Genomic DNA, 23,743 nt, shown 5'->3' with positions numbered 1-23,743 from the left:
CTCGGATTAACTATCGGCAGCGGCAAGCCAAGCTTTAGGGCAAAACCTCAATGGGGAGCGGGGCGCTCCATCAGTTTGAAGCTGGCGATGCGGGCCGTCAGATCCTGGGCCAGCTGATCCAGCTCGACACTGTTTTGTTGCAGGGTTTCCGAGTGCAGGCGGTGGGCTTCATAGACCTCCCGAATGGTCAGCACGTTGTGCTGGATATCGTCGGTCACATAACGTTGCTCCTCGGTGGCGGTCGCCACCTGGGCGGTCATGTCGTTCACCTTGCGCACCTCCTTGACGATATCGGTCAGCTCGCTGCCGGCCCGTTTGGCTTCGGTCACGCTCAGCCCTGCCTGCTCGGTGCCCAGGTGCATGGCCGTCACCGCCTGACTGGCGCCCTGGCGCAGACGGGCCAGCATACCCGCAATGTCATCCGCCGCCTGCTGGGTGCGCGAGGCCAGCGCCCTCACCTCCTCCGCCACCACGGCAAAACCGCGACCGGACTCGCCGGCGCGGGCCGCCTCGATGGCGGCGTTGAGGGCCAGCAGATTGGTTCTGTCCGAGATCTGCTTGATGAGGCTGAGCGCCTCGCCGACCGACTCCGTCTCCCGATGCAGGTTGTCCACCAGCTGCTGGGTATCGACCAGGGTGCCCGCCACCAGCTGGATGGCGTCTATGGTCTGATCTACCTCCCTGTCCCCCTGATGGGCACGTCCGATGGCCTGCTGGGTCGCCTGCGAAGTCTGGGTGGCGTTGCGGGCAATCTCCGCCACCGTCGAGGCCATCTCGGTCGCGGCGGTGGCGACCAGATCCACCTGGCCAACCCCCTTGGCCACACCGGCGTTGACCTGTGTTATCACCTCTGCCGAGGCGGCGGCGCTGCGCGCCAGCACGTCGCAGGAGCGGCGCACCGCCAGCAACAAGCCTTCCAGATGTTCGAGGAAGCGGTTCAGATCTTGTGCCAATGCTCCCAGTTCATCACCGGATCGCCAGTTGACCCGCACCGTCAGGTCGTTCTCCTGCACCAGCCGTTTGAAGGTCTGATGCAGCGCCATGAAGCCCAGATGCAGGTCGCGCACCACCCGCCAGCAGACGGCACTGGTCAGGGCCACGCACAAGAGTACGCCGAGGGCAGCCCACCAGAAGTCGCTGGCACTCCTGGCCCGCATCTGCTCAACCCGATCGTACAGCTGTTGATAGAGGCGATCCTCGCTCTCCTTGAGCAGGCTTATCTTGTCGGTACTCAAGGCAAACCAGGCTTCGGCATCCACCCCAAAGCCGCCGCTTGCCGCCTTCTCCAGCGCCAGTTTTTCGATGTCGGCCACCTTGGCCACCACGGGAGAGGCCAGGCTGTCGGCCAGCAGCTGACGTTGCGAGGGGCTGGCTAACGCCTGGAAACGCTCGAGATAGGTATTCTGGGCGGCGAGGAGGGAGATGTACTGCTGCAACAGCGCCGGGGTGAAGCTGCCTCGCGCGAACACATTGCTCAGGGTCGCCCGCTCCAGCCCCATGCGTTCCTTGCTCTGCAAGAAGGCGGCGTAGGCACTGGTCTGCAGCGCTATGGTGGCATCCTGACTGCGAATGCTGACCTGATCCACCACCGCCAGCAACTGGGTGATGAGACGGGTATAAAAGCCGACCTGCTCCGCCACCTCGACCCCCAGGGCACCAACCCGCTCACGCATGGCGGTGAGCCCGGTCAACGCCTGCTGCACCTCTGTCAATGCCAGCAAGGCAGGATCCTGATGAAAACGCACCAGCAGGGTGTCGACCACCTTGCGCTGAGCAGGCAGGGCATCACGGAACTTGTTGCCGCCAGAACCGAGGAAGCCAGCCGACATGCCACGCTCCCTTTGCAGCTCATGGGCGAGCTGCGCCGCCTCCCGCACCACCCCGAGCGCAGCCTCTGCCTGACTCATCTCCTGCTCGGCCCGATAACGCTCATAGACGTATCGACCGGAAAAAAACAGCAGGGCCAACAGTGGCAGACAGACCACCAGCAACATCTTGTGCGCCAATCCCAGCTTCTTCATCGCCTCACCCCTCCATGGTTGAAGTGGCCAATTATAAGCGCAACTGCTTTTAATAGAACCAGTTGGCCTGCGCATGGCGGCCCAGGAGGGACAAGGGCCGGCTTTTTTGCCATAATGCCGCCTCCTTTCACGCCGACCGAGATACCATGACCGACGCCGTTCACACCCTCAAGGGCCGTTTTCGTGGCTTTTACCCCGTCGTCATCGATGTTGAAACCGCCGGATTCAATGCCAAGACCGATGCCCTGCTGGAGATCGCCGCCTATACCCTCAAGATGGATGAGCAGGGCTGGCTCATGCCCGATCAGATCTTCCATTTTCATGTGGCGCCATTCGAAGGGGCCAATCTGGAGAAGGCCGCCCTGGAGTTCACCGGCATAGACCCCTTCAATCCACTGCGCGGCGCCGTGGACGAGAAGGAAGCGCTCACCGAGATCTTCAAGGGGGTGCGCAAGGGCATGAAGGAGAGCGACTGCGGCCGGGCCATCATAGTGGCCCACAACGCCACCTTCGATCACGGCTTCGTGATGGCCGCCGCCGAGCGAGCCGGTCTCAAGCGCAATCCGTTCCACCCCTTCGCCACCTTCGACACCGCGGCCCTCTCGGGCCTGGCCCTGGGGCAGACGGTGCTGGCCAAGGCCTGCCAGAGTGCGAACATCCCCTTTGACAACAAAGAGGCCCACTCCGCCCTCTATGACACCGAGCGCACCACAGAGCTGTTCTGTCATATCGTCAACCGCTGGAAGAGCCTGGGGGGTTGGCCCCTGGCCAATCCGGAGGAGGTGCCCGCCGATGACAACCCCGGCAGTGCCATTGGGGAATGAGAAAGAGGCTGCCTTGGCAGCCTCTTTCCATGAGGTCGGAGCCACCGCCAGGCAGCTGGTTTGACCAGAACGGCACAAACAGGGTCATCCAGCACCGTTTTCAGCACGCCATCCCGACAGAACTGATTCAGCTCGGCTGGAATACCGTGAAGAGGCCATTTTGCCGTTTTTTTTCTCGACATTTGTCACGTTTTTCGCAAACTAGCTGACTTTCCCCCGACAGACAGCAACACAATCTATAAGGAAATCAAATGAATCCTGTTGTTATCGCGGTGGCGCTGATGCTGGTGCTCAGCCTGCTGCGGATCAATGTGGTGGTCTCTCTCGCCATCGGCGCCATCGTCGGCGGCCTGCTCGGCGGCCTCTCCCTCGAACAGACCCTCAGCACCTTCACCGGCGGACTGGGTGGCGGCGCCGAAATCGCCCTCTCCTACGCCATGCTGGGTGCCTTCGCGGTGGCCATCTCCCGCTCCGGGATCACCGACCTGCTGGCCCGCAAGGTGATCAGCCAGCTCGGCAAGGATGCCAGTTCGTCCCGCATCCTCTGGGTCAAGAGCCTGCTGCTCACCTCGGTACTGGGGGTCTCCATCTCCTCCCAGAACCTGATCCCGGTCCACATCGCCTTCATTCCCATCCTGATCCCGCCGCTGTTGCACGTCATGGCCCAGATGCAGATCGATCGCCGCCAGGTGGCCTGCGTCATCACCTTCGGCCTGACCGCGACCTACATGCTGCTGCCGGTGGGCTTTGGTGGCATCTTCCTCAACAACATCCTGGCCAAGAACCTGATCGACAACGGGGTGGCGGTCGAGTTCAGCCAGCTGCCGCTGGCGATGGCCATTCCGGTACTCGGCATGTTCGTCGGGCTGCTGGTGGCTGTCTTCTTCAGCTATCGCAAGCCGCGCCAGTATGATCTGGAGAAGATCCTGGCCGCCGAGCCGGAAACCGTCGAGCTGAACCTCAGCCACATCTGGGTCGCCCTGCTGGCCATCGCCGTGGCCCTGGGCCTGCAACTGATGACCAACAGCATTGTGCTGGGGGCCCTCGCCGGTTTCATCATCTTCACCTGCGGTGGCGTCATCAAGTTTCGCGAGAGCCAGGACGCCTTCACCCAGGGCGTGCGCATGATGTCCCTCATCGGCTTCATCATGATCTCCGCCGCCGGCTTCGCCGCCGTGATGAAGGAGACCCACGGGGTGGAGAGCCTGGTGCAGTCCGTCTCCGGCATGATGGCGGGTCACAAAGGGCTGGCCGCCTTCCTGATGCTGCTGGTGGGCCTGCTCATCACCATGGGGATAGGCTCCTCCTTCTCCACCGTGCCCATCATCGCCACCATCTATGTGCCCCTGTGCATCCACCTCGGCTTCTCCCCCATGGCGACCATCGCCCTGGTGGGGACTGCGGGTGCGCTGGGGGATGCGGGCTCCCCCGCCTCCGACTCGACCCTGGGCCCCACCTCTGGCCTCAACGCCGATGGCCAGCACGACCACATCTGGGACAGCGTGGTGCCCACCTTCATCCACTACAACATCCCGCTCATTATCTTCGGCTGGATAGCCGCCATGGTGCTCTGACAAGGCGCCACGCAGGCAGACGAAAGGCGACCCCAGGGTCGCCTTTGTTGTCTCTGACACTCGTCTCAGGAGGCCGGTTGCAGACTCCGCTTCCCGGCGAGGGCGGCCAAGCAGGCCGTCAGCGCCAGCGCGAGGCCCGCCCAGCCCACATCGACCCAGCCCCCCTGCTGCCAGGCCAGCATGGCCAGGCTTGAGCCGAGCGTTCCTCCCAGAAACATGCCCGTCATGAAGAGGGTATTGATCCGTCCCCTCGCCTCGGCTCTCAGGCCATAGATGAGTTGCTGATGGGCGACGAGCGCACTCTGTACCCCCAGATCCAGCAAGATGACCCCGAGCGCCAGCCCGACCAGAGAGAGCCATGTCTCGAACAGGATCCAGGCCAGCACCACCAGCAGGGCACTCACCAGCACCACGGATCTCGCCCCCCGCTTGTCGGCCATCCGTCCCGCCAACGGGGCAGCCGCCACACCCGCCACACCGATCACCCCGAACAGACCGGCGACCTCGGCACCGAGCCCATAGGCGGGATCGGCGAGGTAGAAGGCCAGCACAGTCCAGAAGGCACTGAAGGAGGCAAACAGCAAGGCCTGGGTCAAGGTGGCGCGGCGCAAGGCGGGCTCTTCGCGCCACAAGCCGATGAGAGAGGCCAGCAGGCGAGGATAGCTCAGGGTGGAGCGGGGCAATCCCAGCGGGATCATCCTGGCCATCAGCAGCCCCCCCAGCAGGGCCAGTGGCACCCCGCACCAGAACATGACCCGCCAGCTGCCATAGGCGGTGACCAGGCCTGCCAGCGTACGGCTGAGCAGGATGCCGCCGAGCAAGCCGCTCATCACGCTGCCGACCACGGCCCCTCGCCTGGCGGGATTGGCCAGGGTGGCCGCCACCGGCACTATCTGCTGGGCCGCCGTGGCGCCTATCCCGAGCAGGACGGAGGCCAGCATCAACATGGTCGCCCCCGTGGCCATGGCCGCCATCGTGGAGGCCAGCGCAATCAGCACGAACTGCCCCAGAATGAGCCAGCGGCGCTCGACCACATCCCCGAGCGGCACCAGCAACAACAGGCCGGCCGCATAACCGAGCTGAGTCAGCATGGCGATCAGGGGGATGGCGGATTGGCCGGGAAAATCCTGTGCCATCACCGCCAGCATGGGCTGGTTGTAATAGATGTTGGCGACCGCCAGACCACAGGAGAGGGCCATGGAAAAGACAAGGGCGGGGCCCGGGGTGCGGCTCGCCATGGCGGCCCGGTCGGTGGAGTCTGATGAACTCATGATGTCATCCTCATAGATGAATGAACCCCGTGCAGCCACGGGCTGGATGAGCACAGACTACCCATGGACACGGGGCGGCACTAGCAGGCGCCCCGCCATAACACCTATTCCACCCCGGCATGCTCCGGCCCCTGCTTCACACCGGGCAGCCCGGCCACGAAGGTCAGGAAGGCGCGCGCCTTGGCGCTGAGTTCACGACCTGCCGGCAGCAGGGTCCAGAGCTCCAGCGTCGGCAATTGCCACTCTGGCAGCGCCACCACCACCTCCCCCCGGGCAAGCTCGGGGGAGAACATCCACTCGGAGGCGATGCCGAGCCCGAGCCCCGCCAGCACGGCGGCCCGCATCCCCTCCGCGGCCGAGACCGTCAACCGTCCCCGCCCTCGCACCGCAATCCGTTCGTCTCCCCAGCAAAACAGCCACTGCTGCCCCATGCCGGGCTTGGGGCTGTAGAGCACCAGATCGTGATCCTGCAACCCCTGGGGGGAGGCGGGCATGCCCCTGGCCGCGAAGTAGGCCGGAGTGCCCAGCACCCGCATCTCGCAGCGGGAGAGACGGCGGGCCACCAGCGCCGAATCCGCCTGCTCCCCGAGCCGCAAGGCGACATCGATGCCGGCCGAGATGAGATCGACGTTGCCATCGTCCAGCAGGATCTCGAGATCCAGCCCAGGGTGATCCCCGAGAAAATCCGACAGGTGCGGGATGATGTGCAACCGGGCGAAGGTGACGGGGGCGCTCACCCGCAGGCGACCGCTCAGGCCGGCCCGACACTGCTGCACCATGGCGTCAGCCTCGTTGACCTGCGCCAATATCTCCCTGGCGCGCCGATAATAGGCCTCCCCCGCCTCGGTGGGGGCCAGGCCACGGGTCGAGCGCAGCAGCAGGCGGCTGCCAAGACGCTCCTCCAGCTGGGCAATCAGCTTGGAGACTGTGGGTTGACCCAGTCCCAGCCGACGCCCCACCGCCGAGAAGGAGCCGGTCTCCACCGCCAGCACGAAGACCTCCATCACCCCCAATCTATCCATCCGTCTCTCCCCTGCCCGTCACTGCCGGCGGCGTCTCACCTTGCGCCGTCGGCATCCAGTGGCACAAGGTAGCATCCCGCCCCCTCGGCCGCACCCCTGCCCTGTCCGACATGGCCCAGGGCTGGCCTCTTGCCATCCTGTCCGGTGTCTGGCGGGATCCGTTTGCCCGCACTCTTGTCCAAACGAGGCGCACAAAAAAGGCCGCTCATGGAGCGGCCTTTCATCAATCAGATCTGGACTCAGCTGTCGCGGCGCTTGTTGCCACCGAACTTGCGATCCTTGTTGAAGCCACCTTCACGGCGCTCCCCGCTCTTGTTGAACGGACGGTCACCGCTGGGGCGGCGATCCTTGTTGAAGGGACGATCGCTGCGGGGCGGACGGGGGGCAGTGTTGCTGCCGACCGGCACCTCGGTGTAGCGGGTGATCTGCAGCGGACGCTGGCAGACACGGGCCTTCTTGATCACTTCCAGCACGTCGGCTGTCATGCCTTTCGGCAGATCGACGGTGGAGAAGTCATCGGCGATGTCGATGTTGCCGATGAAACGGCTCTCGATGTTCGCTTCGTTGGCGATGGCGCCCACGATCTGGCCCGGCTTGACGCCGTGATGGGCACCCACGTCTACGCGGTAACGCTCCATCTCCACGTCAGGATTGTCTTTCAGCGGGCGCGGCTCCAGGGACGGCATGCGACGGGCAGGACGATCGCCACGGTCACCGAAATCACGGGGAGCGCGATCACCGAAGTCACGGCGCTCGAACTCACGGCCAGCACGATCGCTTGCCGGTTCAGGGATGGAGTCATCCAGCAGCAGCGGTTGGTCACCCTGTACCAGCTTGGCCAGGGCGGCAGCCAGCTCCAGCGGATCGGCAGAATCTTCTTCGATCAGCTCGTTTACCAGGTTCACGTAGATCTCAAGCTCTTCGCCCATCATGGTTTCCCGGATGCGCTCCTTGAACTTGGTCATGCGGTGCTGGTTGATGTCCTCGGTGCTCGGCATCTTCATCGGCTCGATGGCCTGACGAGTGGCGTGCTCGATGGCGCGCAGCATGCGGCGCTCGCGGGGAGCCACGAACAGGATGGCCTCGCCCTTGCGACCGGCACGGCCGGTACGGCCGATACGGTGAACGTAGGATTCGGTATCGTACGGAATGTCGTAGTTCACCACGTGGGTGATGCGCTCGACGTCCAGACCACGGGCGACCACGTCGGTGGCGATCAGGATGTCCAGCTGGCCTTGACGCAGCTTGTCGACGGTACGCTCACGCAGCTTCTGCGGGATGTCACCGTGCAGGGCTTCACAGGCGTGACCACGGGCGGCCAGTTTGCTGGCCAGCTCTTCGGCGGCGTTCTTGGTGCGCACGAAGACCAGTACGGCTTCGTACGGTTCGACTTCCAGCAGACGGGTCATGGCGTCCAGCTTATGCAGACCGGTTACCTGCCAGTAGCGCTGGCGGATGGTCGGTGCAGTGGACGTCTTGGTGATAATCTTGATCTCTTTGGGCTGCTTCAGGTGCTTCTGGGCAACACGACGGATCTGGTCCGGCATGGTGGCAGAGAACAGGGCAACCTGACGGGTGGCCGGGCACTGCTCCATGATCCAGTCCACGTCGTCGATGAAGCCCATACGCAGCATTTCATCGGCTTCGTCCAGTACCAGGGCTTTCAGGCCGGAGAGGTCCAGGTTCTTGCGACGGATCAGATCCATCACGCGACCAGGGGTACCGACGACCACCTGGGCACCACGGCGCAGGGCGCGGGTCTGGGTTTCGTAAGAGGAGCCACCGTAGATGGGCAGGACATGGAAGTCAGGCATGTGCTTGGCGTAACGTTGGCACGCCTCGGCAACTTGCAGCGCCAGCTCACGGGTCGGTGCCAGCACCAAAATCTGAGTGTTACGGTTACCAGCTTCCAGACGAGACAACAGAGGCAAGGCAAAAGCAGCGGTCTTCCCTGTACCGGTTTGCGCCTGCCCCAGCAGATCGTGTCCCGCCATCAGGTGGGGAATTGCTGCGGCCTGGATCGGTGACGGGCGCTCATAGCCCACGTCCTGCAGCGCTTTCAATACAGGCGCGGCCAGTCCAAGCTCACTAAAAAGGGGCAGTTGTTCGGTATCAGACATAGATTCTTCCAGATTAAGGCAGGCGGCTAACACCGCGGAATAGCAAAAAGGCGGCGATTATAGCGCCACTTTGTTCTGCTGTCTTGAAAAATGTGATAAGCCTCTCAAGACGTTGGCAATTATAGAGGGATCTCGCGACTATGGCTTGCTTATTTTGCACCCATGGTGCGTTATTGCAGATCACTCCTCGCCGGAGTCCTTGTCCCGCTTGTGTTTGAGCACCGCCATGGTCAGTCTGCTGGTGCACAATAAACGCTCACGTTCGTCCCGAATTTCAATCTGCCACACCTGGGTCGTGGCCCCCAGATGCAGTGGCGAGCACCGCCCCGTCACCACCCCTTCCCGTTTGGCGCGCAGGTGGTTGGCATTGACCTCCAGTCCCACGCAGTAGCTCTCCGCCCCCACCGCCATGTTGGCCGCCAGCGACCCCAGCGTCTCCGCCAGCACCACGGAGGCGCCGCCGTGCAGCATGCCGAGCGGCTGATGGGTGCGGTGATCCACCGGCATGCTGGCCTCGAGCCAGTCGGGCCCAAAGGCGGTATAGAGGATGCCAAGGTGGGCCATCAGGGTGTTGCGGGAGCTGGCGTTGAGCCCTTCAAGGCTCATGGGCTTGCGCCAGATGGGGGCGTTCTCTTGACTCATGGCGAGCAGACTCCTTATGTGATCAATGAGTTGGGCACGATCAGTGCCGGCAAAAAAGACGAAGAAAAAAGATGCCCCGAATCGGGGCATCTTGACAAGTACCTTGCGTCACCAGGGGTAGGTCACCCCGGGCCATTCGGCCCAGGGCAGCTCACGCCCCGGCAGGCGCGGGTGATGCCAGTGCCACACCTTGCCCAGCCAGGCGCGCAGCTCGGCCTCCAGCACGGCGTCATCGAGAGGGGCCTCAGCCACCTTCCAGAAGAAGAGCTCCACCTCCACCTCAGGCAGCACCGAGGGGTAGAGATAGGCCCCGCCCCAGAATTCGGGCTCCCGCGCCGGGCTCCAGAGGCCATAGGCGAAGGAACGCTTGGCGAGAAACTCCGAGCGCTGCCACTCCAGATCGGCCTCGTGCTGGCTCAGGCTGAACTGGGTCGAGGGCCAGACGTCATCGGGGCGAAACAGCTGATGGAGCTGCTCCCGCTCGCGCAGCATGGCGACGAACTCCACCACGGCCTGGCTCGGGCTGGCAGGCAGCAGCAGAAAGCTCGGGTGCCGATAGGCTTGCGGCACCCGAAACCGCTTGGGGAAGCGCAGCATCAGAGCAGTTCCAGCAGCGCCTGCAGCGGATGCTTGAGTTTCTCCCCCTCCATCCGCTTGACCTGGCTGCGGCACGAATAGCCGGTGGCCAGGCAGCGATCCTTGGGCAGGCGTGAGAGGGGCTCAGCCCAGCTTAAGGAGTAGATCCCCTTGGAGTTGTCCACCTGCTTGGCGTCGTGGCCATAGGTGCCGGCCATGCCGCAGCAACCGACCGACACCGGCTGCAACTTGGCGCCGAAGCGGCCAAACAGGGTACCCCAGTCGCCGTGGGTCGAGGGCTTTGCGGTCTTCTCGGTGCAGTGGGCAAACAGATACCAGGGCTCGGCCTCTCCCGGCTCTTTCGCTGCGGCCCTGACTTGCGGGGCCGGAAGAGAGAGCAGCCACTCCTGGGGCAGCAGCACCTGGAAGTCGCCGCGGGCGGGGCCGAGCGCCTTCACGTACTCGTCGCGATAGCAGAGCACCAGGGAGGGATCCACTCCCACCATGGGGATGCCCAGCGCCGCCATCTTGTTGAGGAACTGGGCGCCGCTCGCGGCGGTGCGGGCGAAGGCGCGCAGGAAGCCCTTCACGTGCTGGGGCTTGCCGTTGGGCTTGAAGGGCAGCAGGTAAGGCTGATAGCCCAGCTTGCTGGCGAGCCTCACCAGGTCGCGCACCACGGGGGCGTCGTAATAGCTGGTGAAGGGATCCTGCACGATGAGCACCACTTTTTGGCGCTGCTCGGGGCTCATGGCCTCGAGGCCCGGCAGATCGAAGTAGCGGGCCTTGTGATCGCGCAGCTCCTCGGCCAGGGTGGGCACGCTCAGAAGCGGCACATCCACCATGCCGATGCTCTTCTCGGTCGCCTTCTGGGCCCACTCTTTCTCCAGGAAGAAGTTGACCAGCTTGGGGGCCTTGGCAAGCAGGGGCGCGTAAGCTTCGACGGTGCCGACGAAGTAATCCTTGGGGCCGCGCAGATAGCGGCTGTGGTAGAGCTGCATGAAGCGGGCACGGAAGCTCGGCACGTCCACCTTGATGGGGCACTGGCTGGTGCAGGCCTTGCAGGCCAGGCACCCCTCCATCGCCTCCATCACCTCGTGGGAGAAGTCGTACTGGCCGCGAGCGCGGGCCAGGGTGTTGCGAAACTTGTCGACGATGGCCTTGAAGCGCAGACCGCCGCTTTGCAGCGCAACTTCTTCGGCCAGGGGATCGAAGCCCTGCTCCGCCAGCTGGCGCAGCCATTCGCGCATCAGCCCGGCCCGCCCCTTGGGAGAGTGGCGGCGATCGCGGCTTATCTTGACCGAGGGACACATGGGGGAGTCGGTCTCGAAGGTGAAGCAGAGGCCGTTGCCGTTGCAATCCATGGCGCGGGTGTAGCTTTCGCGCACCGCAATGGGGATCTGGCGGTCAAACTTGCCGCGCTTGGGCCCGTCCACCGACACCAGTTCGGCACCGCTGCCATAAGGGATGCAGATCTTGCCCGGGTTGATGCGGTTGGCCGGATCGAAGGCCCCCTTGACCCGCTGCAGCTCTTCCCACAGCTCGCCGAAGAAGGCGGGGCTGTATTCGGAGCGAAAGCCCTTGCCGTGCTCCCCCCACATCAAGCCGCCATATTTGGCGGTGAGGGCCACCACCTGATCCGAGATGCGCCGCAGCAGCACCTCCTGCTCGGGGTCGCATAAATCCAGCGCCGGGCGCACGTGCAGCACCCCGGCATCCACATGGCCAAACATGCCGTAGTCGAGGCCGTGGCCATCCAGCAGGGCACGAAACTCCATGATAAAGTCCGCGAGTGACTCAGGCGGCACGGCGGTGTCTTCGGTAAAGGCCACCGGCTTCTTGCGCCCCTCGGCGTTGCCAAGCAGCCCCACCGACTTCTTGCGCATGCCGTAGATGGTCTCGATGCTCGGCAGGTGGTCGCACACCTGATAGCCGATGATGCCCGCCTCCCCCTTGACCAGCAGGCCGTCGATACGCCGGCACAGCTCGGCCACCTTGGCCTGGTGCTCGGCTTCGTCGGTGTCCGCAAACTCGACGATGTTGAGCCCCTGCAGATCCTTGCCGGGCACATCCTGGATGAGATCCTTCACCGAGTGCCAGATGATGTCGGCGCGGGCCAGCCCCAGCACCCGGGAGTCCACCGTCTCCACCGACAGGGCATGGGCCTGCACCATAAAGGGGGCATTGCGCAGGGCGGAGGGGAAGCTGTCGTACTTGACGTTGACCAGGGTGCGGTAGCGCGGAATGGGGGTGATGTTGAGGCGAGCCTCGGTGATGAAGCCCAGCGACCCTTCCGAGCCGCACAGCACCCGGCTCACGTCCAGGGTGTCGCTCTCCGGCTGATAAAGGTGCTTGAGATCGTAACCGGTCAAAAAGCGGTTGAGCTTGGGGAAGGTGGCCTCTATGTCGGCACGTCTCTCCTTGCCGATGCGATAGAGGGTGCGGTAGATCTCCCCCTCGCGGCTCTCGAGGGCCAGCTTGTCTGCCAGCCGCTGGCCGTTCACCGGCTCGGTCGCCATGATGTCGCCGTTCTCCAGCACGGCCTTGAGCCCGAGCACGTGATCCGAGGTCTTGCCGTACACCAGGGACCCCTGCCCCGAGGCATCGGTGTTGACCATGCCCCCCAGGGTGGCGCGGTTGGAGGTGGAGAGATCCGGCGAGAAGAAGTAGCCGTGGGGTTTGAGGTAGGCGTTGAGCTGATCCTTCACCACCCCGGCCTGGGCACGCACCCAGCCCTCTTCCAGATTAATTTCCAGGATCTGGTTCATATGACGCGAGAGATCGACGATAATGCCGCCGCCCAGGGACTGGCCATTGGTGCCGGTGCCGCCGCCGCGAGGGAAGAAACTCAAGGTGGTGTACTCCGGCCCCTGAGCCAACTTGAGCATTACCGCTATATCGTCCGCGCTGCGCGGATAGAGAACCGCCTGAGGTACTACCTGATAGACGCTGTTATCCGTCGCCATCGCCAACCGGCTTGCATAAGACTTTTCGATATCACCACGAAATGCTGATCGCGCCAGCAACTCAAGAAACTGCAGGGTTGTAGGTGACAAACTGTCCTGGTAATCGAGTCTCGGGATCATGAATCCTTGTTCCCATCCTTTGCTTGATGCCGGCATTCCGGCGACAACGACCGTTCGGGGCGGCCTCTTTGCGGGCGCCCGAACCAGTCCGCTCACATGTGAGCGGGCAGTATATCAGCTAGAAAACCGCTTGCGCGTTCAATCTTCACCATTTGAAAGGAGGACTTTTATGGCTCATTACAGCCATGTTATCAGTACGCTGGTTCGCACCGAGAAACAGGCCCTGACCCTGTCACTGTTCGGCTGCATCAGCTTCGCCATCTTCGGGATCGGCTACGGCCTCTTCGTCGGTTCCAACGCCATCATGCTCGATGGCATCTTCACCCTGTTCAGCATGGGCATGACGGGCCTCGGACTCATCACCGCCTATCTCGTTACCCGCCCCTCGGATGCGCGCTTCCAGTATGGCTACGCCCACTTCGAGCCCATCACCAACGTCATCAACGGCACCATCATACTGCTGCTCTGCCTCGGCGCCCTCCATAGCGGCATCACCTCCCTGCTCGAAGGGGGACGGGAGATAGACCTTGGTCACGCCCTCATCTACGCCGCCGTCTGCACCTTCTTCTGCGCCATCATCTATCGGATCGAGGCAGGCGTCGCCGAGCGGATCGACTCCGAACTGGTGCGGGTCGACTCCAAGGAGTGGCTGGTCGACACCCTGCTCAGCGCCACCCTGCTCATCGGCTTCGTGGTCGCCATCGGCCTCGACGCCCTCGGCTACGGCCAGTACAACCGCTACATAGACCCGGTGCTGGTCACCCTGCTCGCCCTGTGCGCCACCCTGATCCCCATCAAGGTGCTCGGCCGCAACCTGCGAGAAGTATTGAAAATCGCCCCCAAGGGGGATGTCTCCCAACTGGTGGCCAGCGAAATCGAGGCCCTGCGCCTGCGCCATGGCATCGAGTGCTACAGCCATCTGGCCAAGAGCGGCCGCCGCTTCGATCTGGAATTGAACATACTGGTGGCCCCGGATCAGGAGTGGCCCATAGAACGCCAGGATGCCCTGCGCCAGGAGCTCTGGTCCCGCCTCGGCGATACCCTGGGGGATGCCTGGCTCTCGGTCTGCTTCACCCGCGAGAAACGCTGGCTCTGATCCGGCGCTTGCCATCCTGATGCAACGCGGGGCCCCGTCGCCCCGCGTGACAAGGGCCCCAGGCAAGGCCCCGGTAACCCGCCTGCCACCTCACACTGCGTCACTCTTGCTGTCACTCTCGCCGCCCCTCTCCTGCCCGTAATTTCTCTGCTTTTTTTAATCTTTAAACCATTGACAGGGAAAACCGTTTGCCGAGTCCCTTGAATCAATAACCATTTTCAACAGCACAAAAAGTTACGAAAATTTCGTTGCTAAAATTAAGTCGGCCAGCTATTTGTTTTCGCCAAGGACAAACGGCCGAGTGCGCGCCGAAATACAGTGATGTTGTTATCCACCGGACAATAAAAACAAATACACTTATTCCACTTTGTTAAACAGTTAAGGTAAGTCCCATGAAAAAGGTGTTGATCACAGTATTTGCATTGACCATGGCGGGCACGGCCAGTGCTGCCCTTCCCCAGCTTAATTACGAGTGCCCGGGTCAGATCCAGATGCACAGCGATGAGGGTGGCCCCGTCTATATCAATGGCAAGGAGGCCAAGCTCAAGAAGTTCAGCGATGACTTCTATGAGGCCAAGGGCGCGGGGGTCACCCTCTCCATCAGCAACACCGGGGGCCAGTACGATGTCTCCTACAACAGCAAGCAAGGCTCGGGCGTCTGCCACCCGGCAGCCACGTCAGCAGCGCCTGCGGCCTCGGCAAGCCCTGCCAGCCCTGCCAGCCCTGCGGAGAAAGCCTGTCTGAAGGCGGTCTCAGAGAAGACGAACGTGCCCCAGGCCCAGCTTCAGGTGACTGACGTCATGGACTCCGAAGCCGGGGTCGGCGTCACCATCAAGGTGCCGGGTGCCGATGCCCCCTGGTCCTGTCTCAGTGACAAGAAGGGCCATGTTCAGGGTGCCGCCTACACGGGCCAGTGACAGGTTCCATTGCGTTCGACATCAGATCCCCATGACATGAGGGGATTGACCGGCAGGGAGGCAATGCCTCCCTGTCTTCATGTTCAACTCTTTATATTGATGTGCCAACTTCCCTGTCTTCATCTTCGATGTTTTAATTGAGGCGTCAGCCTCCCTTCAAATAACCCCCTGTCATCGATACCATAAACAGCCGCAGGGCAGACCGCGTTTTTATATAACCAAATGAGCTGACATTTATTAAAACAAGCACCAAATGATAGGCATCTGAAATAGGTTGTTACACATTGTCCAGTCGCGGTTATATACAGCCCCTGCGTCTTATGCCTTTTTTCATTCATATGACGAGCGGCTTTCCATGGACCGCTCCAGCAGCGCAGGCACCCCGTGCATGGTAGTCGCTCATCTCTATGTGTGCCCGGCGCTTGCCAAATCGGTGATAGCCGTTATCATCAGGGCTCACTTTTGACCCGAGGTTTTATTGCCCATCATGGACAATCCCCGAAGTAGCCCTTCGTTTTTCCCCATCAAAACCTATCTGTACCTGCTCAACCAACGCCTCTGAAAACAGCCTTGCCCTGTCACGGCCCCTTGCCGTGAGCGACATCCACTGCGTCTGTTTTTATTGAGGTCATCCTAATGGAATTCTTGCTGGACCCGTCTATCTGGGTCGGTCTGTTCACCCTGATCATCCTCGAGATAGTGCTCGGGATCGACAACCTGGTCTTCATCGCTATCCTGGTGAAGAAGCTACCCCCCGCCCAGCGGGACAAGGCCCGGCTCATCGGCCTCTCACTGGCCCTGATCATGCGCCTCGCCTTGCTGAGCGTGATGTCCTGGCTGGTGACGCTCACGACCCCCATACTGCACATCTGGGATCACCCCTTCTCGGGGCGGGATCTCATCTTGATGGGTGGCGGCCTCTTCCTGCTGTTCAAGGCCACCTCAGAGCTGCATGAGCGGCTGGAAGCCAAGCCGGAGGAGCAGGGCCCGGCCGGTGTCTATGCCGGATTCGGGGTGGTGATCGCCCAGATCCTGGTGCTGGATGCCGTCTTCTCCCTGGACTCCATCATCACTGCGGTCGGCATGGTGGAACACCTCGGCGTCATGATGGCGGCCGTGACCATCGCCATGGTGGTGATGGTGATCGCCTCCAAGCCCCTGACCCGCTTCGTCAACGCCCATCCCACAGTGGTGGTGCTCTGTCTGAGCTTCCTGCTGATGATAGGCTTCAGCCTGGTGGCGGAGGGCTTCGGCTTCCACATTCCCAAGGGCTATCTCTATGCGGCCATCGGCTTCTCTGTGCTCATCGAGTTCTTCAACCAGCTCGCCCAGCGCAGTGCCCAGCGCCACGCATCCAGGCAGCCCCTGCGCGAGCGCACCACCGCCGCCATCTTCAAACTGATGGGGGGCAGCCGGGCCAACCAGCACCCGCAGCAGGATGAGGAAGAGGAGCTGGAGGCCCCCCGCCCCATCAGCTTCGGAGAAGAAGAGCGCTACATGGTGACCGGGGTGCTGTCGCTGGCCGAGCGCTCCATCCGCACCATCATGACCCCCCGTGCCGAGATGGAGTGGATCGACGTCAATGACTCCCCGGACGAGATCCGGACCCTGCTGCAACGGGCCCCCCACAGCCTGTTCCCGGTCTGCGACGGGGAGCTGGACGAGATCATCGGGGTGGTGAAGGCGCGGGATCTGCTGTTTGCCCTCAACGAGGGGCAGTCCCTGGCCGAGCTCGCCAGGCAGAATGACCCCATCATAGTGCCCCAGACCATCAACGTGATCCGGCTGCTGGCGGAGCTGCGCCAGGCCAGGGGCAGCCTCATTCTGGTGGCGGACGAGTTCGGCATCATCCAGGGGCTGGTCACCAACCACGATCTGCTGGAGGCCATCGTCGGCGAGCTGCCGGACGAGGATGAGACCCCGGACATCGTCCAGGAGGGGGAGAGCTGGCTCATCAACGGCAGTACCAACATCCACCAGATAGAGCAGACCCTGGGCCATGACGGCCTGGTGAGCGAGAGCGATGAGTACGTGACGCTGGCGGGCATGCTGCTCTCCCACTTCGGCAGCCTGCCCACCAGCGGCCAGCAACTGCGTCTGGGGCAGCTCTGCTTCGAGGTGCTGGCGGTGAGCGAGCGCCGGATAGAGCGGGTGCGGGTCACCCCGATAGGCGCCAGCGCCGCCTGATCTGCCGCGACACTGAAAGAGGGCCAACAGGCCCTCTTTTTCATGGTTTCAGGCCCATTGCTGTGCCAATGGCAATTCTCTTCTGCAATTACCCCTCTTTTTCACAATGACAATCCCCTCTAGAGTCTCCTCCATCTCAACACGAGGAATTCACCATGCACCACGATCCCCTGTTCTGCCCCCTTCGCCTCGGCCAGTTGCACCTCTCCAACCGCATCGTCATGCCGCCCATGACCCGCTCCCGCGCCAGCCAGCCCGGTGACGTGGCCAACGCCATGATGGCCACCTACTACGCCCAGCGCGCGGGCGCCGGTCTCATCATCGGCGAGGGCACCCAGATAGATCCCCTGGGCAAGGGCTATGCCTGGACCCCGGGCATCCACAGCGCCGAGCAGGTGGCCGGCTGGAAGGGGGTGACCGACGCCGTGCACGCCAGGGGGGGCATCATGTTTGCCCAGCTCTGGCACGTGGGCCGGGTCACCCACCCGGACAACATAGGCGGCGCCCAGCCCATCTCCTCGTCCGCCATCAAGGCCGAAGGGGTGAAGGTCTTTGTCGACAACAGCAGCGACGCCCCGGGCTTTGTGGAGACGGTCACTCCCCGCGCCATGACCCAGGCCGACATCGACGCCGTGGTGGGTCAGTTCCGCCAGGCCGCCCGCAATGCCATGGAGGCCGGCTTTGACGGCATCGAGCTGCACGCCGCCAACGGCTACCTCATCAACCAGTTCCTCGACTCCGAGTCCAACGCCCGCACCGACAACTACGGCGGATCCCTGGAGAACCGGCTGCGCTTCCTCAAAGAGGTAACACAAGCGGTCAGTGACGAGATCGGGGCCGATCGGGTTGGGGTGCGCCTTGCGCCACTCACCACCCTCAACGGCACAGTGGATGCGAACCCGCAGGAGACCTACCTGGCTGCCGCGAAGCTGCTGGGGGAAATAGGCATCGTCTATCTGCATATCGCCGAGGCGGACTGGGACGATGCCCCCCTGATGGCGGAGGGCTTCAAGCAGGGGCTGCGGGATGCCTTCCCCAACACCCTCATCTATGCGGGAAAATATGACGGCGAGCGGGCCAGAGCCGCGCTGCAGGCAGGCTGGGCCGACCTGATTGGCTTCGGTCGCCCCTTCGTGGCCAACCCCGACTTGCCGAACCGGCTGCGTCACGGCTATCCCTTTGCCCCCCATGATCCCGCCACCCTGTTTGGCGGCGGCGAGCAGGGGCTCATCGACTACCCCGTCTATCAGGCCGAGACAGCGTCGCAGCCTGCCTGAGACTGGCAACCAGCCTAGCCATGCCACGCGCCCGCCCTTATCGGCGGGCGCGTTGTTGTTGAACGTCCGGCCCCTAGTAGAGCGCCACCCCGTGGCAGGCACCATAGCCCCGGATCTCCTGGGTCAGCCTCACCTTGTCGGCCAGGCTCAGCCAGCTCGCCTCCACCCCATTGAGGGAGAGGCGGCAGAGCTGCTCCCGCGTGGCGCCGAGCCCGTCGGCCAGGGCCCTGAAATTGGCCCCCAGATAGCCGCCAAAATAGGCGGGATCGTCGGAGTTGATGGTGACGCAGAGCCCCTGCTCCAGCAGGGTCAGCACGTTGTGATCCGCCATGGTGCCGAACACCCTGAGCCGCACGTTGGAAAGAGGGCAGACGGTGAGCGGCAGCCGGGTATCGGCCAGGAAGCGCACCAGCTCGGGATCCTCGGCGCAGCGCACCCCGTGATCGATACGGCGCACCGCCAGCTCCCGAATCGCCTGCCAGATATAGTCGGCCGGTCCCTCCTCCCCCGCATGGGCCACCACAGGCAACCCCAGCGCCCTCGCCCGGGCGAAGACGCGGGCAAACTTGCCGGGCGGATTGCCGAGCTCGCCAGAGTCGAGGCCGACCCCGTGCAGCCGCGCCAGATAAGGCTCGGCCTCGCGCAGGGTGGCGAAAGCATCCTCTTCGCTCAGGTGGCGCAAGAAGCTCATGATAAGCCGCCAGCTGATGCCAAGCTGCCGCTCCCCGCGCTGCAATGCCCGCTCGATGCCGCCGAGCACCGTCTCGAAGGGCACGCCCCGGGCACTGTGGGTCTGGGGATCGAAGAAGATCTCCACGTGCACCACCCGATCCGCCGCGCAGCGCTCAAGATAAGCCCAGGTGAGGTCGAAGAAGTCCTGCTCGGTGACCAGCACGCTGGCCCCCAGGTAGTAGAGATCGAGAAAGGATTGCAGGCAGTCGAACGCATAGGCGGCCCGCAGGCTCTCGACGTCGGGCCAGGGCAGGGTCACCCCGTTGCGCTGGCCAAGGGCAAGCATCAACTCGGGCTCCAGAGTGCCCTCGATATGCAGGTGCAGCTCCAGCTTGGGCAAGCCGGCAATAAAGTTCTCCATGATGACGGCTCCATCGTCAGCGCCTGATGGTTAAGGCAAGTCCAGGCGCCGACGGCGCCCTCCTTCTGCGGTCATTGTGCACCCATCTGGCGCGCCGGGGGAGACTTGTCATCAAAGCGCCTTATAATGGCGGCACAAAAAAGCCATAAGTGATTGAAGACATTCGAGGTTGGCAACCACCTCCCCCTACAAGGAGTTTCCATGAAAAAAAGCGTCATCTGTGATATCGACGGCGTCATCCTGCACAACAACGATCTGGTGCCCGGCGCCGACCGTTTCGTTCATCGCCTGCTGGAGCAGGGCAGCAAGCTCTTGTTCCTCACCAACTACCCGGCCCAGACCCAGAAAGATCTGCAAAACCGCTTCCGCTCCGCCGGGATCGAGGTGCCGGAGGAGTGCTTCTATACCTCCGCCATGGGCACCGCCGACTTTCTCAAGCGCCAGGATGGCAAGAAGGCCTATGTGATAGGCGAAGGGGCCCTGACCCACGAGCTCTACAAGGCCGGCTTCACCATCACCGACATCGACCCCGACTTCGTGGTGGTGGGGGAGACCCGCAACTACAACTGGACCATGATGCAGCTGGGGGCCAAGTTCGTGGATCAGGGGGCCCGCTTCATCGCCACCAACCCCGACACCCACGGCCCCATGATGCACCCGGCCTGCGGCGCCCTCTGCGCCCCCATCGAGCGGATGACCGGCAAGAAGCCGTTCTACGTCGGCAAGCCGAGCGCCTGGATCATTCGCGCGGCCCTGAACCGGATGGAGGCCCACTCCGACGACACCATCATCATCGGCGACAACCTGCGCACCGACATACTGGCGGGCTTCCAGGCAGGCCTCGAGACGGTGCTGGTGCTCTCCGGGGTGAGCAAGGTGGCGGACATCGACCGCATGCCGTTCAGACCGAATCACATCTTCGACTCCGTGGTGGACATCGATATCGTCTGATCCCCTTCCTTGGCCCCCCTTGGCAAGGTGGCGCACATCGTTTAACGTAAGCGCAACATTGTTAAACAAACTAAACGGGAGCAGGACGCTCCCCTCGCCACCCCAAGGACGCACCATGAAGAGCCTGAACGACTGGATCCTGCTGGACCAGCACCCCGTCTCCCCCACCCCGCTGATGCCCGCCCCCGAACGGATCCGGGCCGGCAACCCGAGCCAGACCCTCTGGAACCACTATTCGGACCCCAGCCAGCAGTTTCACGTGGGCTTCTGGGCCTGCGAGCCGGGGCGCTGGGCCGTGCACTACACAGAGCACGAATACTGCCAGTTGCTGGAAGGCGAGGCGCGGATCCACGACGGCCAGGGGGGCGAACTGCACCTCAAGCCGGGGGATCAGTTCGTCATCCCGGCGGGCTTCGTCGGCGAGTGGGAGACCCTGGTGGCCTGCCGCAAGCTCTATGTGATCTTCGAACCCGCCGCGACCTGACGCGCACGTCAAGCAAGCCCCTCGTTGTCGACACCATACTCACCCGCCGACTTGACGTTGGCGGCATGATTTTGTGCGGTTTTCCCGCTTGCAAAAGGTTTTTGCGCTAGGCATTGTGATTGGCGAGGAATGTAAATGGAATTTCGAGCCCGAACGTGGGGGGCTCATATAAAAATCAAGAGGATTACCGCCAATGTGTTCTATTTTCGGCATTCTGGACATCAAGACCGACTCCGCCACCTTGCGCAAATCGGCCCTGGAGATGTCCAAGCGACTGCGTCACCGCGGGCCTGACTGGTCCGGCGTCTACAGCTCCGACAAGGCCATCCTGGTGCACGAGCGCCTGGCCATCGTCGATCCGGGCAATGGCGCCCAGCCGCTCTACAACCCCGAGCGCACTCACGTATTGGCCGTCAACGGCGAGATCTACAACCACAAGGAACTCGAGAAGCACCTCAAGGTCGACTTCAAGTTCCAGACCCACTCCGACTGCGAGGTGCTGCTCGCCCTCTACAAGGAGAAGGGCCCCGCCTTCCTGGACGATCTCAACGGCATCTTCGCCTTCATCCTCTATGACGCCGAGCAGGATGCCTACCTGATTGGCCGCGACCACATGGGGATCATCCCCCTCTATACCGGCCGCGACGAGCACGGCAACTTCTATGTCGCCTCCGAGATGAAGGCCCTGGTGCCGGTGTGCAAGAGCGTCGAGACCTTCCCGCCCGGACATTACCTCTGGAGCAAGGATGGCGAGCTCAAGCAGTGGTACAAGCGCGACTGGATGGAATATCAGGCGGTCGAGCACAACGTCAGCGACAAGGCCGAGCTGAAAGCCGCCCTGGAAGCGGCGGTCAAACGCCAGCTGATGTGTGACGTGCCCTACGGCGTGCTGCTCTCCGGCGGTCTGGACTCCTCCGTCATCTCCGCCATCACCAAGCTCTATGCCGCTCGCCGGGTAGAGGACGATGGCAAGAGCGAAGCCTGGTGGCCCCAGCTGCACTCCTTCGCCGTCGGCCTGGAAGGCTCGCCTGACCTTGCCGCCGCCCGCAAGGTGGCCGATCACCTCGGCACCATACACCACCAGATCCACTTCACCGTGCAGGAAGGGCTGGATGCCCTGCGGGACGTCATCTATCACCTCGAGACCTATGACGTCACCACCATACGTGCCTCCACCCCCATGTACCTGATGGCCCGCTACATCAAGGCGATGGGCATCAAGATGGTGCTCTCCGGCGAAGGCTCCGACGAGCTGTTTGGCGGCTACCTCTACTTCCACAAGGCCCCCAACGCCCGCGAGTTCCACGAGGAGAACGTGCGCAAGCTGGCCTCCCTGCATCTGTATGACTGCCTGCGGGCCAACAAATCCATGGCCGCCTGGGGCGTGGAGGGCCGCGTGCCCTTCCTCGACAAGGAGTTCATGGACGTGGCGATGCGCCTGCAGCCCGCCGACAAGATGTGCGGCAACGGCAAGATCGAGAAGCACATACTGCGGGAAGCCTTCGAGGAGCTGCTGCCCCACGAGGTGGCATGGCGTCAGAAGGAGCAGTTCTCCGACGGCGTGGGCTACTCCTGGATTGACAGCCTCAAAGCCATGGTCGAGACCGAAGTGACGGATCAGATGTTCGAGGCGGCCGCATTCCGCTTCCCCATCAACACCCCGCTCACCAAGGAGGCCTACTTCTACCGCGCCATCTTCGACGAGCACTTCCCGCTGGAGTCCGCCGCCCGCACCGTGCCCTACGGCAAGTCGGTCGCCTGCTCTACCCCGACCGCATTGGAGTGGGATGCCAAGTTCAAGGAGATGGCCGACCCCTCAGGCCGCGCCGTGATGGACGTCCACCAGCAGAGCTACTGATCCGCAAGCGGACAGAGCCCGACCAAACAACAAGGCCCCTCTCGAGGGGCTTTGTTGTTTTCTGCCATTCCATTCCCGCTTTTTTGCCTTCCCCTTCTCTGCTTGCCGCTTGGCGAAGGGGCTCGCTCGTGTCACATTGTTCCGGCTTGGAAGCAACAACGACAATACAAGGAAGAGACGATGAAACGACTGTTACTGCCCCTGGTGCTGGGCACCCTGCTGTTCAACGGCGCCGCCCGCGCAGGCGACCACCTCTGGGCCAGGGGCTTGCCCGATTACAGCCAGGGTTATGACGAGACACGGGATCCCGCCAAGGATCTGCTGGCCGCCACCGCCAGGGCGCAACAAGAGGGCAAGCAGGTCCTGCTGCTGGTGGGGGGCGAGTGGTGCAGCTGGTGCCAGGAGATGAACCGCTTCCTGGATCGGGAGCCCGAGCTTGCACACCAGTTCAACCGGACCTTCGTGGTGGTCAAGGTGAACGTCAGCGAGCAGAACAAGAACGCCCCCTTCCTCAAGGCCTATCCAGAATATCTGGGGGTGCCCCACTTCTACGTCCTGGATGCCAAAGGCAAGCTGCTCGAATCCTTCAATACCGGATTGCTGGAGAAGGGGAAAAGTTACGATGAGGCCAGGTTTGGCAAGTTTATCGGCTACTTTGAGCGCCAGGCTGCCCGCAGCTGACAAGCCCAGGCCATGATGCAAACACCCCGCACTGTCGTCTGACGGTGCGGGGTGTTTGTTGTTTAT

At 62.9% G+C, this 23,743-nt stretch carries 18 protein-coding genes; 10 read left to right on the top strand and 8 right to left on the bottom strand.

The window, feature by feature from the left end; translation table 11 throughout:
- Positions 1-47: 47 nt before the first annotated feature.
- Complete coding sequence (locus AC1IN8_RS14350; protein WP_479759317.1) at positions 48-2,021, bottom strand: methyl-accepting chemotaxis protein; 1,974 nt, start codon at positions 2,019-2,021, stop codon at positions 48-50.
- Positions 2,022-2,167: 146 nt separating this feature from the next.
- Here AC1IN8_RS14350 and rnt point away from each other — a divergent pair, with 146 nt between their 5' ends.
- Positions 2,168-2,845 (top strand): ribonuclease T, encoded by a 678-nt coding sequence (gene rnt / locus AC1IN8_RS14345; protein WP_162519318.1) that lies wholly within the window; start codon positions 2,168-2,170, stop codon positions 2,843-2,845.
- A 251-nt stretch (positions 2,846-3,096) separates the two neighbouring features.
- Positions 3,097-4,419, top strand: coding sequence for a Na+/H+ antiporter family protein (locus AC1IN8_RS14340; RefSeq protein ID WP_139439473.1), 1,323 nt, complete (start codon positions 3,097-3,099; stop codon positions 4,417-4,419).
- 65 nt (positions 4,420-4,484) lie between these two features.
- Here AC1IN8_RS14340 and AC1IN8_RS14335 read toward each other — a convergent pair whose 3' ends face one another.
- The 6 genes from AC1IN8_RS14335 to ydiJ all read right to left on the bottom strand — a co-directional run bounded on the left by AC1IN8_RS14335 (position 4,485) and on the right by ydiJ (position 13,133).
- The gene (locus tag AC1IN8_RS14335) at positions 4,485-5,690 is read right to left on the bottom strand and encodes an MFS transporter (protein ID WP_479759316.1); all 1,206 of its coding nucleotides are present in this window, start codon (positions 5,688-5,690) and stop codon (positions 4,485-4,487) included.
- Positions 5,691-5,794: 104 nt separating this feature from the next.
- Positions 5,795-6,712 (bottom strand): LysR family transcriptional regulator, encoded by a 918-nt coding sequence (locus AC1IN8_RS14330; protein WP_479759315.1) that lies wholly within the window; start codon positions 6,710-6,712, stop codon positions 5,795-5,797.
- A gap of 239 nt (positions 6,713-6,951) precedes the next feature.
- Positions 6,952-8,832: a DEAD/DEAH box helicase gene (locus AC1IN8_RS14325; protein ID WP_479759314.1), complete on the bottom strand. Its 1,881-nt coding sequence runs from the start codon at positions 8,830-8,832 to the stop codon at positions 6,952-6,954.
- Positions 8,833-9,012: 180 nt separating this feature from the next.
- On the bottom strand, positions 9,013-9,474 hold the full coding sequence (locus AC1IN8_RS14320; protein ID WP_202045984.1) for a hotdog fold thioesterase: 462 nt from the start codon (positions 9,472-9,474) through the stop codon (positions 9,013-9,015).
- Between the two features lie 108 nt (positions 9,475-9,582).
- On the bottom strand, positions 9,583-10,071 hold the full coding sequence (locus tag AC1IN8_RS14315; RefSeq protein WP_479759313.1) for a hypothetical protein: 489 nt from the start codon (positions 10,069-10,071) through the stop codon (positions 9,583-9,585).
- Positions 10,071-13,133: a D-2-hydroxyglutarate dehydrogenase YdiJ gene (gene ydiJ, locus AC1IN8_RS14310; protein ID WP_479759312.1), complete on the bottom strand. Its 3,063-nt coding sequence runs from the start codon at positions 13,131-13,133 to the stop codon at positions 10,071-10,073. The genes AC1IN8_RS14315 and ydiJ overlap by 1 nt, the downstream gene beginning before the upstream one ends.
- 169 nt (positions 13,134-13,302) lie before the next feature.
- Between ydiJ and AC1IN8_RS14305 the strand changes: the two genes are divergently transcribed.
- The 4 genes from AC1IN8_RS14305 (at position 13,303) to AC1IN8_RS14290 (ending at position 18,610) form a co-directional block, all read left to right on the top strand.
- Positions 13,303-14,229: a cation diffusion facilitator family transporter gene (locus AC1IN8_RS14305; protein ID WP_202045987.1), complete on the top strand. Its 927-nt coding sequence runs from the start codon at positions 13,303-13,305 to the stop codon at positions 14,227-14,229.
- Positions 14,230-14,621: 392 nt separating this feature from the next.
- Complete coding sequence (locus AC1IN8_RS14300; RefSeq protein ID WP_319912472.1) at positions 14,622-15,146, top strand: hypothetical protein; 525 nt, start codon at positions 14,622-14,624, stop codon at positions 15,144-15,146.
- 636 nt (positions 15,147-15,782) lie between these two features.
- Positions 15,783-17,333 carry a TerC family protein gene (locus AC1IN8_RS14295; RefSeq protein WP_479759311.1) on the top strand — a complete coding sequence of 517 codons (1,551 nt, stop codon included), beginning with the start codon at positions 15,783-15,785 and terminating at the stop codon, positions 17,331-17,333.
- 155 nt (positions 17,334-17,488) lie between these two features.
- Positions 17,489-18,610, top strand: a complete 1,122-nt coding sequence (locus AC1IN8_RS14290) for an alkene reductase (RefSeq protein WP_479759309.1) — start codon at positions 17,489-17,491, stop codon at positions 18,608-18,610.
- A gap of 73 nt (positions 18,611-18,683) precedes the next feature.
- Here AC1IN8_RS14290 and AC1IN8_RS14285 read toward each other — a convergent pair whose 3' ends face one another.
- Entirely contained in the window at positions 18,684-19,703 is a 1,020-nt protein-coding gene (locus AC1IN8_RS14285; protein ID WP_479759307.1) for an adenosine deaminase, read from the bottom strand.
- 201 nt (positions 19,704-19,904) lie between these two features.
- Between AC1IN8_RS14285 and AC1IN8_RS14280 the strand changes: the two genes are divergently transcribed.
- The 4 genes from AC1IN8_RS14280 to AC1IN8_RS14265 all read left to right on the top strand — a co-directional run bounded on the left by AC1IN8_RS14280 (position 19,905) and on the right by AC1IN8_RS14265 (position 23,677).
- Positions 19,905-20,654 (top strand): HAD-IIA family hydrolase, encoded by a 750-nt coding sequence (locus tag AC1IN8_RS14280; protein ID WP_005302324.1) that lies wholly within the window; start codon positions 19,905-19,907, stop codon positions 20,652-20,654.
- Positions 20,655-20,769: 115 nt separating this feature from the next.
- A complete protein-coding gene (locus AC1IN8_RS14275; RefSeq protein ID WP_205641951.1) occupies positions 20,770-21,138 on the top strand; it encodes a cupin domain-containing protein in 369 nt (122 codons plus the stop codon).
- 193 nt (positions 21,139-21,331) lie between these two features.
- On the top strand, positions 21,332-22,996 hold the full coding sequence (gene asnB / locus AC1IN8_RS14270) for an asparagine synthase B (RefSeq protein WP_427232340.1): 1,665 nt from the start codon (positions 21,332-21,334) through the stop codon (positions 22,994-22,996).
- A 180-nt stretch (positions 22,997-23,176) separates the two neighbouring features.
- A complete protein-coding gene (locus AC1IN8_RS14265; RefSeq protein WP_479759305.1) occupies positions 23,177-23,677 on the top strand; it encodes a thioredoxin family protein in 501 nt (166 codons plus the stop codon).
- The last annotated feature ends 66 nt before the right edge of the window (positions 23,678-23,743 follow it).

It is taken from the genome of Aeromonas sp. 130281 (genome assembly GCF_056642115.1).
Note: the sequence above shows the minus strand (reverse complement) of the source record. Positions and strands in the feature narration are given on the sequence as shown.

What these genes read in the sequence shown, in the direction of transcription:
- AC1IN8_RS14350 (WP_479759317.1), bottom strand. Translation starts at nt 2,021, where the DNA reads ATGAAGAAGCTGGGATTGGCGCACAAGATGTTGCTGGTGGTCTGTCTG.
- rnt (WP_162519318.1), top strand. Translation starts at nt 2,168, where the DNA reads ATGACCGACGCCGTTCACACCCTCAAGGGCCGTTTTCGTGGCTTTTAC.
- AC1IN8_RS14340 (WP_139439473.1), top strand. Translation starts at nt 3,097, where the DNA reads ATGAATCCTGTTGTTATCGCGGTGGCGCTGATGCTGGTGCTCAGCCTG.
- AC1IN8_RS14335 (WP_479759316.1), bottom strand. Translation starts at nt 5,690, where the DNA reads ATGAGTTCATCAGACTCCACCGACCGGGCCGCCATGGCGAGCCGCACC.
- AC1IN8_RS14330 (WP_479759315.1), bottom strand. Translation starts at nt 6,712, where the DNA reads ATGGATAGATTGGGGGTGATGGAGGTCTTCGTGCTGGCGGTGGAGACC.
- AC1IN8_RS14325 (WP_479759314.1), bottom strand. Translation starts at nt 8,832, where the DNA reads ATGTCTGATACCGAACAACTGCCCCTTTTTAGTGAGCTTGGACTGGCC.
- AC1IN8_RS14320 (WP_202045984.1), bottom strand. Translation starts at nt 9,474, where the DNA reads ATGAGTCAAGAGAACGCCCCCATCTGGCGCAAGCCCATGAGCCTTGAA.
- AC1IN8_RS14315 (WP_479759313.1), bottom strand. Translation starts at nt 10,071, where the DNA reads ATGCTGCGCTTCCCCAAGCGGTTTCGGGTGCCGCAAGCCTATCGGCAC.
- ydiJ (WP_479759312.1), bottom strand. Translation starts at nt 13,133, where the DNA reads ATGATCCCGAGACTCGATTACCAGGACAGTTTGTCACCTACAACCCTG.
- AC1IN8_RS14305 (WP_202045987.1), top strand. Translation starts at nt 13,303, where the DNA reads ATGGCTCATTACAGCCATGTTATCAGTACGCTGGTTCGCACCGAGAAA.
- AC1IN8_RS14300 (WP_319912472.1), top strand. Translation starts at nt 14,622, where the DNA reads ATGAAAAAGGTGTTGATCACAGTATTTGCATTGACCATGGCGGGCACG.
- AC1IN8_RS14295 (WP_479759311.1), top strand. Translation starts at nt 15,783, where the DNA reads ATGGAATTCTTGCTGGACCCGTCTATCTGGGTCGGTCTGTTCACCCTG.
- AC1IN8_RS14290 (WP_479759309.1), top strand. Translation starts at nt 17,489, where the DNA reads ATGCACCACGATCCCCTGTTCTGCCCCCTTCGCCTCGGCCAGTTGCAC.
- AC1IN8_RS14285 (WP_479759307.1), bottom strand. Translation starts at nt 19,703, where the DNA reads ATGGAGAACTTTATTGCCGGCTTGCCCAAGCTGGAGCTGCACCTGCAT.
- AC1IN8_RS14280 (WP_005302324.1), top strand. Translation starts at nt 19,905, where the DNA reads ATGAAAAAAAGCGTCATCTGTGATATCGACGGCGTCATCCTGCACAAC.
- AC1IN8_RS14275 (WP_205641951.1), top strand. Translation starts at nt 20,770, where the DNA reads ATGAAGAGCCTGAACGACTGGATCCTGCTGGACCAGCACCCCGTCTCC.
- asnB (WP_427232340.1), top strand. Translation starts at nt 21,332, where the DNA reads ATGTGTTCTATTTTCGGCATTCTGGACATCAAGACCGACTCCGCCACC.
- AC1IN8_RS14265 (WP_479759305.1), top strand. Translation starts at nt 23,177, where the DNA reads ATGAAACGACTGTTACTGCCCCTGGTGCTGGGCACCCTGCTGTTCAAC.